This window comes from Streptomyces aculeolatus, assembly GCF_020400605.1.
GTDB lineage: Bacteria > Actinomycetota > Actinomycetes > Streptomycetales > Streptomycetaceae > Streptomyces > Streptomyces aculeolatus.
Genome location: NZ_JAINRD010000058.1, coordinates 1 through 4,318 on the forward strand (window position 1 = coordinate 1; position 4,318 = coordinate 4,318).

General features: G+C 66.7%; 3 protein-coding genes and 1 pseudogene. 2 read left to right on the forward strand and 2 right to left on the reverse strand.

Features of this window, described 5'->3' with window-relative positions:
- The first annotated feature begins 329 nt into the window (after positions 1–329).
- Positions 330–563: a hypothetical protein gene (locus tag LG396_RS38625; protein WP_225798283.1), complete on the forward strand. Its 234-nt coding sequence runs from the start codon at positions 330–332 to the stop codon at positions 561–563.
- Positions 564–1,198: 635 nt separating this feature from the next.
- On the opposite strand, the gene LG396_RS38630 is transcribed toward LG396_RS38625, so the two are convergent.
- On the reverse strand, positions 1,199–1,399 hold the full coding sequence (locus LG396_RS38630) for a hypothetical protein (RefSeq protein ID WP_225798284.1): 201 nt from the start codon (positions 1,397–1,399) through the stop codon (positions 1,199–1,201).
- A 612-nt stretch (positions 1,400–2,011) separates the two neighbouring features.
- Here LG396_RS38630 and LG396_RS38635 point away from each other — a divergent pair.
- Complete coding sequence (locus tag LG396_RS38635) at positions 2,012–3,622, forward strand: DUF6851 domain-containing protein (RefSeq protein WP_225798285.1); 1,611 nt, start codon at positions 2,012–2,014, stop codon at positions 3,620–3,622.
- A 91-nt stretch (positions 3,623–3,713) separates the two neighbouring features.
- Here LG396_RS38635 and LG396_RS38640 read toward each other — a convergent pair.
- Positions 3,714–4,318, reverse strand: a pseudogene (locus LG396_RS38640) (IS110 family transposase); the annotation flags it as partial.

A 4,318-nucleotide genomic window follows, 5' to 3' on the forward strand; every position in this document is an offset into this window, starting at 1 on the left:
GCTCTCCTCCAAGGCCAGGGCGGGGAGTGCGACGGGGGCACTGGCCGTCCGAACGGGCCGCGTCAACCAGCGACTTTTGACAGTCATGAGGAAATGGTAGCAACTCCTACTTGAGAGGTCATAGAGATTGAGGGAGCCTCGCCCAGCAACTCCGGTACGAGGATGACTCCCAGGCGTGCGCTGGGCGGACCAGGACCGCGGGCCGCCGGCTGCCGCGGGCCCGTAAGCCGCCGGACGGAGATTCCGGTCCGACCACAGAGCGGGTGTCGGCGTCGATGATGACCTGCACGTTTGCTGAAGAGCGGCAGTTGCGCCAAGACGCTCCGACCGTGCGGTCACCTACCGGCACCAGCGTGCCGTCCACGATCCACAACCACTTCACGGCTGGGTCCGACGCCGGGGCCGGACCGATCGCCGACAGCGGTCGAATGACCTGGCGTACCAGGGTCGGCGGACAGCCGAGGAGCGGCGCCAGCTACGGCATCGTCACGTTCGTGCGGCAGTACACCGCCACCAGCAGCACCTGCTCGGCCGGCGTAAACGCCACGGACGTCCCCGGCTGACGCCATCTCCACCACGCCCGCGCTCGGCCCGTCTCGCCCGAGTCGCACCCGACGCGTTCGCCACTGTCCGAGCCGGTGGGTACCTGTGGTGATGGGCCGGGGGACCGTCCTCACTGCCCGACGGCGACACCTCCAGCGGAGCTTCCGCTTCCTCATCTCTGCGGCGATGCCAGACCGCGAAAACCTCTTCCGACCGACGTCCGACCTGGATTCTCAGGGCATACGTCGGACCCGTCTGTTGAGCACCAATTCACCTTCCTGGGTTCCGTATGGTGACTGTACCAGCAGTAACAAATATTCTTCCCCCCATGAATAATGCGTGCTCTCAGTCGATCTGCAGGAGCCGCGAAAGTCCGACGCGCAGAACTCCTGAGTGTCGGTCGAGGTGTTCTCTAGTGGCCGCGGATAACGTAGGGGCGTTAAGAGGCTGTCTCACAGGGTGAGTTTCGCCCACCTCTGTAGCAGGTCGGGGCGGCAGCCAAGCCGGGGGAGGCGAGGAAATGGGAGCTCTTTCGCTCATATCGGGCGGTGAGGTAGCCGAAGAGTCAGGCGCTGACCGCCCGATACTCCAGCGATGCCTGCCGAGCCGTTCACCAGACTCGATGCCCGTCCGGGTGCGCGGGGTCATTCCCCGTTCACGCAGTCAGGCGCGGTGGTGGAAGAAACGCCTTGTCGATGCTTGCAGCGATCGACCAGGTCCGGTCCGATCGGCGACCCGCCCTTTTTGCTCGCGCCGGCGCGGCATCGGCGATCGCAGTGTTCCAGGCGAGTTCGCCCGGAGCGGTGAGTTCCCACATTTCGTCAGGAACCGGTCGCAGCGACAGATTGTCACTCACAAAGAGACATGATGTCGCAGCTCACACGATGAGCGGATGAGACAGCTGAACCGGGGGAATCAGTGGTGACAGCGAAAGCTGAGGGCCACTGCACATACGGGGGAGTTTGGGATGAATCAGAGCTATGTGGCTGTCCATGAGGCGGCCCGGTTAGCCGATGCCTCATCTTCGCGTGGCAGGTCTGGCCCGAGTTCCGCGTGGCAGGTCTGGCCCGACGCGTTTCCGTAAGGCCGCATGTCCAGCTCGTGAGACACCCGCGACCTGGTATTTCACCTCCTGCCCGCAGGTCAGTGACCGTACGCTGACGTGGGCCAGTTGAGCCGATCTTGAGAAGAACTCTGCCGTGTTCTGGGTGCCGTCCGGTGCGCATTTCCGTATCGCCGTGGAAGTGTCACTAGCATTCGATGCCCAGTTCGGCGACCCGGCCCACGAGTTCGCGCTGCGGTGTGTCAAGAACTGACCATCTTCCCGCCGCGGACTGACGGCTCATCTACCCATCCTCGCTCGGCTGTCAGCGCAGGAAGAAAGGCCAAGGAGCAGCCATCGATATCCCAAACCCCCCACAAATGGGTCGATCCAGAGGCCCGCCACCAAGGAAATCGGAGGAAAATCATGACGTCGTCCAGACGCACGTCGGACTCACGCTTCACGCTCGGCCGCAGGTCGGTGCTGCTCGGCGGCTCCACTGCTGCCGCCATGACCATGCTGGGCCTGCCCCACGCCGCCGGCGCCGCTGGCATCAACGGGGAGCCGGACCCCACGTTCGACTTCGACCTCGACACCGACAACTACATCAGGTGGGCCAGGCCCTCAACCAACGATCAGGCCACCACGCCGTCCGTCAACGAATTCGTCGGATCGATGGACGCCACCCTCATCCTGTGGATGGCCCACGTCGGGGCAATGGCGGCGTTCGACGCCGCAGCGCCGTACCACGAGACCGCGGTCGGTGTGTATGCCCGGATCCCACGCCGCCCCTCCAGCGAGTCCGCCACCAACCGGAACGTGAACATCGCCCTCTTCCACTCCCAGTACCGCATCTTCGAGAGGATGCCGCTGGGCGGCGTGGACGGCCCCCTGGGCGGCCTGCGGGAGATCATGGTGGCGCTCGGGCTGAACCCGGACGACACCTCGGAGAATTTAACTAGCCCGGTCGGCATCGGCAACGCGGCGGCCAAGGCCGTCTGGAACGCCCTGAAGAACGACGGCTTTAACGCCCTGGGCTACGAGGGCGGCCGCAAGTACAACCCGCAGCCCTGGTCGGACTACACCGGTTATCGGCCGGTGAACACCCCCCACGAGCTGCGTAACCCCTCACGTTGGCAGCCGCAGCTGCATGCCCACAACGGCCGTCGCGTCGGTGGTGGCCACGGCGACCTGGGCATCTATGTCGCCCAGCACTTCGTCACCCCGCAGGCCGCGGCGACCAAGGCGCACATCTTCACCGACCCGGCCCAGTTCAAGCTGGGCCCGCCCAGCCACAGCGACCACCGCCGGCCCCGGGCCTACAAGCAGTCCGTGGACGAGGTCCTGGAGGCATCGGCCACGCTCACCGACGAGCGCAAGGCGCTCGCCGAGGTCATGGACAACAAGTCCTGGGGCCTGGGCTACTCCGCCACCGCCGCTGCCCAGAACTACGAGGAGAGCCACGGCGAGCTGGGAGTGTTCGACTGGGTCGCGTGGTCGCTCCAGCACTCCCTGGCGACCTTCGGCGCGATGGTCGCCGCCTGGCACCACAAGGGCCTGTACGACGCCGTGCGGCCGGTCAGCGCCGTGCGCCACGTGTACGGCCGCAGCAAGATCACCGCCTGGGGCGGTCTCGGCATGGGCACGGTCAACGACCTGCCCGCCAACGAGTGGGTCAGCTACCTGCCGGTCGCCGACCACCCGGAGTTCCCCTCCGGCTCCACCACCATGTGCGCCGCCGGGGCACAGGCGATGCGGCGCTACTTCGACTCCGAGGACCTGAACTGGACCCTCGAGTTCAAGGCCGGCCGGTCGTTGACCGAGCCGGGGGCCGTCCCTGCCAAGGACCTCAAGGTGCACTTCGCCACGTGGTCCGAGCTCAACAGGGTGTGCGCGCAGAGCCGCGTGTGGGGCGGTGTCCACTTCCGCGGGACGGTCGAGCGGTCCTTGGTCTTCGGTACGCAGTTCGGTGACCTGGCCCACGAGTTCCTGCAGCGACACATCACGGGCAACGTCAAGGACGGCGCCGGTAGCTGACGGAGGTAGTAGGGCCGGGACCGGGACCACGGCGGAGAGCCGTGGTCCCGGTCCCGGCCCTGCGGCCGCTTCCTTGTCTCGGTGAGGAGCAGCCTTCGCAGCGCTTCTTGAGGTAGTAGTCCCAGGAGGGGCCTGGTCGCGTCATCGCGGTCTGCGCGGCCGTGTGGACGATGTGCCGCAGGCGCCGGTTGTATTGGCGCCGTCGTCGACGCGGAAGGTCTCGCGGATCTTGTCGTAACTGATCCGCTCGTCCAGGGCCGGGGACTGGTGGGCGAGGTCGCAGACCAGCTTCGTTGCCCGTGCCTCCCCGGGGTGCGATCTGTTGGGATCGGGCAGCCTCAACGGCTTTGGCCGCGCGACAGCGTCGGCATGGCGACCGGGTCTTTGCGGAGGGTAGGAGAAGGCCCGCTTCAGGGCCGGGCAGATGCCGACCAGCAGGTCACGGAGCAGGTTGATGAGCCGCATCCGGTCGCTGCTCAGGCCGGCCCGGTAGTTCGTGAGCACCCTGAGGTCGGGAACCAGCTCGGGGGTGTGGCCAGCGGGGCGAAGCCCCGGCGCATGCGGGCCTGGCCGGGGATGTTGGCCGTGCGCCCGGGGACGTAGACGTAGACCACCTTCTGACCAGGGGCGACCAGCAGGGCCACGAGCAGAGTGAAGGCCGGGCCGGAGATCCACGGCCACCGAATCTCGCCGGCG

What these genes read in the sequence shown, in the direction of transcription:
- LG396_RS38635 (WP_225798285.1), top strand. Translation starts at nt 2,012, where the DNA reads ATGACGTCGTCCAGACGCACGTCGGACTCACGCTTCACGCTCGGCCGC.